The following is a 4,077-nucleotide window of genomic DNA, read 5'->3' as shown; positions in this document are numbered from 1 at the left end:
GGGGGCCCGGCCCCCCCGGGGGGCGCGGGGCGCGGCCCCCCACACGACCTCACCCACCCCCAGCGCCTCAGGCGAAAACGGCCAGGCTCTTGGCCTTGCCCTTCAAGCTCTCCACAAGCGCCACAAACCGCCCCTCGGCATCGAAGACCGCAACGGACTCCCCCGCCCCATACTCATCCGGCATCTCAATCCGCACGCCGTTGAGCAACAACCGCGCCCGCTTCTCATCGACATCCCACCGAGGAAACGCCGCAGCCGCCGCCTGCCCCACCGGCATCACGACGAGCGACTCCTGATGCGACTCCAGCGTCCGGGCCGCATCGAGCCCATACGGCCCGACCCGCGTACGCCGAAGCGCCGTCAGATGCCCGCCGACCCCGAGGTCCGCCCCCAGATCCCGGGCCAGCGCCCGGATGTACGTGCCAGAGGAGCAGACCACCGACACGACCAGATCCATGACCGCGGTGCCGTCCTCGGCGACCGCGTCGCGCACGTCGTACACCGTGAACGAGGAGACGGTCACCGGCCGCGCCGGGATCTCGAAGTCCTCCCCGTCGCGCGCCCGCTTGTACGACCGCACCCCATTGATCTTGATCGCACTGACCTTGGACGGCACCTGCATGATCTCGCCGGTCAGCTTGCCGATCGCGGCGTCGATCGCCTCACGGGACACCCGCGACGCATCCGCCGACGAGGTGATCTCCCCCTCGGCGTCATCCGTCACGGAGTTCTGCCCGAGCCGGATGGTGCCGAGGTACTCCTTCTCCGTCAGGGCGAGATGCCCGAGGAGCTTGGTGGCCCGCTCCACACCGAGAACGAGCACACCGGTCGCCATCGGATCGAGCGTGCCGGCGTGCCCGACCCTGCGGGTCTTGGCGATGCCGCGCATCTTGGCGACCACGTCATGCGAAGTGAAGCCGGACGGCTTGTCGACGATGACAAGGCCGCTCTCCCGCCCGCCACCGCCCTCAACCGAGAGCGCTGCGCGCTCGCCCCTCTCGCCCGGCCTCTGCTGCTGCTTGCTCATTCGGAAGCGTCGTCCTCTTCCGGCTTCTTGTACGGGTCCGCCTCACCGGCGTACGTGGCGCCCGAGGACGCCTGGCGCACCTGCGCGTCGGAGGCCCGCGCCTTGTCGAGGAGGTCCTCGATGGTCTTGGCGGTCTCCGGCAGCGCATCGGCCACGAAGGTCAGCGTCGGCGTGAACTTCACACCCGCCGCCGCACCCACCGCCGACCGCAGCACACCCTTGGCGCTCTCGAGCCCACGGGCCGCGTTCTCACGGTCCTCGTCATCGCCGTAGACCGTGTAGAAGACGGTCGCCTCCCGCAGATCGCCGGTGACCCTCGTGTCGGTGATGGTCACGTGCGAGCCGAGGCGCGGGTCCTTGACCCCACGCTGCAGCTTCTGTGCGACCACTTCCCGGATGAGGTCCGCCAGCTTCTTCGCCCGCGCGTTGTCGGCCACTGGTCCGTCTCCCTCTACTTGCTTCTTCTTACGTTCCTACGTGCATCAATCATCGTCGCCGTGCAGCCGTCTGCGCACCGAGAGCAGCTCCACCTCGGGCCGGGCGGCGATCATGCGCTCGCACCGGTCGAGCACCTCCGCCAGGTGGCCGGTGTCGCCGGACACCATGGCCACGCCGATCTCGGCCCTGCGGTGCAGGTTCTGATCGCCCACCTCCGCCACGCTCACGGCGAACTTCCGGTGCAGTTCGGCGACGATCGGCCGGACGACGGAGCGCTTCTCCTTCAGCGACCGTACGTCGCCGAGGAGCAGATCGAAGGACAGAGTCCCCACGTACATATGTATCCGGATGCCCGCCGGTACGGGTTCGAGGGCCCTGCTACCGCGGGCCGGCCGCAAGGGCCGCCTTGGCAGGGACACCGGAACCGTACACGCAACGGCCGGGGCCGATCGACGGAATTTCCCCCGTCGACCGGCCCCGGTTCACGCTGCTCGATCAGTGCGTGGCATCAGCCGCGCGGCTTCTCGCGCATCTCGTACGTCGCGATGACGTCGTCGATCTTGATGTCGTTGAAGTTTCCGAGGTTGATACCACCCTCGAAGCCCTCGCGGATCTCGGTGACGTCGTCCTTGAAGCGGCGCAGACCGGAGATGTTGAGGTTCTCCGCGATGACCTTGCCGTCGCGAAGCAGGCGCGCCTTGGTGTTGCGCTTGACCTCGCCGGACCGGACCAGGACACCGGCGATGTTGCCCAGCTTGGACGAGCGGAAGATCTCGCGGATCTCCGCCGTGCCGAGCTCGACCTCTTCGTACTCCGGCTTGAGCATGCCCTTGAGGGCCGCTTCGATCTCTTCGATCGCCTGGTAGATGACCGAGTAGTACCGGACGTCCACGCCTTCGCGCTCGGCCAGCTGCTCCGCGCGGCCGACCGCGCGGACGTTGAAGCCGATGACGATGGCGTCGGAACCCGTCGCCAGGTTGATGTCCGACTCGGTGACCGCACCCACACCACGGTGCAGGACGCGGATATCAACCTCTTCACCGACGTCGAGCTGGAGCAGCGAGGACTCGAGAGCCTCCACCGAACCGGACGCGTCGCCCTTGATGATGATGTTGAGATCCTGCACGAGGCCGGCCTTGAGCACCTTGTCGAGGTCCTCGAGGGACACCCGGCGGGTGCGCTTGGCGAAGGCCGCGTTGCGCTCACGCGCCGCACGCTTCTCGGCGATCTGACGGGCGGTGCGGTCCTCGTCGACGATGAGGAAGTTGTCGCCGGCGCCGGGGACGTTGGTGAGACCCAGGACCAGGACGGGGGTCGAGGGACCCGCTTCCTGCACGTTGTTGCCCTTGTCGTCGAGCATGGCGCGCACGCGGCCGTAGGCGTCGCCCGCGACCATCGTGTCGCCGACGCGGAGGGTACCGCGCTGGACGAGGACGGTCGCGACAGCACCGCGGCCCTTGTCGAGGTGCGACTCGATCGCAATACCCTGCGCGTCCTGCTCCGGGTTGGCCCGCAGGTCGAGCGAGGCGTCCGCGGTCAGGACCACGGCCTCGAGCAGGGACTCGATGTTCTCGCCCTGCTTGGCGGAGATGTCGACGAACATGGTGTCGCCGCCGTACTCCTCGGCCACGAGGCCGAATTCGGTCAGCTGACCGCGCACCTTGGTCGGGTCGGCACCCTCGACGTCGATCTTGTTGACCGCGACGACGATCGGGACGTCGGCCGCCTTGGCGTGGTTGAGCGCCTCGACCGTCTGCGGCATGACGCCGTCGTTGGCCGCGACCACCAGGATGGCGATGTCGGTCGACTTCGCACCACGGGCACGCATGGCGGTGAACGCCTCGTGACCCGGGGTGTCGATGAAGGTGATGCGGCGCTCTTCGCCGTTCACCTCGGTCGCGACCTGGTAGGCACCGATGTGCTGGGTGATGCCACCCGCCTCGCCCGCGACCACGTTCGTCTTGCGGATCGCGTCGAGCAGTCGGGTCTTACCGTGGTCGACGTGACCCATGACGGTCACCACCGGCGGACGCGCGACCAGGTACTCCTCGCCGCCCTCGTCCTCGCCGAACTCGATGTCGAAGGACTCGAGCAGCTCGCGGTCCTCCTCCTCGGGGCTGACGATCTGAACTGTGTAGTTCATCTCGCCGCCGAGGAGCTGAAGCGTCTCGTCGGAGACGGACTGCGTGGCCGTGACCATCTCGCCGAGGTTCATCATCACGGCGACGAGCGACGCCGGGTTGGCGTTGATCTTCTCCGCGAAGTCGGTGAGCGAAGCACCGCGCGACAGGCGAACGGTCTCGCCGTTGCCGCGAGGCAGCATCACGCCGCCGACCGACGGGGCCTGCATGGCCTCGTACTCCTGGCGCCTCTGCCGCTTCGACTTACGGCCACGACGCGCGGGACCGCCGGGACGGCCGAAGGCGCCCTGCGTGCCACCACGGCCACCGGGACCGCCGGGACGACCACCACCGGGACGACCGGCGAAACCGCCACCGCCACCGGGACGACCGGCGAAACCGCCGCCACCGCCGCCGCCACCGGGACGACCGGCGAAACCGCCCCCGCCACCGGGGCCGGCCGGCCCACCCGCGCATCCGGGACGACGGGCC

4 protein-coding genes are annotated in these 4,077 nt (G+C 68.8%); all 4 read right to left on the bottom strand.

What is annotated here, in order from left to right; all coding sequences use genetic code 11:
* Positions 1-67: 67 nt before the first annotated feature.
* The gene (gene truB, locus JAO81_RS41645; RefSeq protein ID WP_199553213.1) at positions 68-1,027 is read right to left on the bottom strand and encodes a tRNA pseudouridine(55) synthase TruB; all 960 of its coding nucleotides are present in this window, start codon (positions 1,025-1,027) and stop codon (positions 68-70) included.
* Positions 1,024-1,464, bottom strand: coding sequence for a 30S ribosome-binding factor RbfA (gene rbfA, locus JAO81_RS41640; RefSeq protein WP_165335925.1), 441 nt, complete (start codon positions 1,462-1,464; stop codon positions 1,024-1,026). Before rbfA ends, truB begins: the two co-directional genes overlap by 4 nt.
* A 45-nt stretch (positions 1,465-1,509) precedes the next feature.
* Complete coding sequence (locus JAO81_RS41635; protein WP_199553212.1) at positions 1,510-1,803, bottom strand: DUF503 domain-containing protein; 294 nt, start codon at positions 1,801-1,803, stop codon at positions 1,510-1,512.
* A 170-nt stretch (positions 1,804-1,973) separates the two neighbouring features.
* Positions 1,974-4,077 (bottom strand): translation initiation factor IF-2 (infB, locus tag JAO81_RS41630; RefSeq protein ID WP_199553211.1); only part of this gene is annotated, 2,104 nt, incomplete at its 5' end.

It is taken from the genome of Streptomyces sp. N35 (genome assembly GCF_016464295.1).
GTDB lineage: Bacteria > Actinomycetota > Actinomycetes > Streptomycetales > Streptomycetaceae > Streptomyces.
This window is presented reverse-complemented; position numbering and strand designations above follow the sequence as displayed.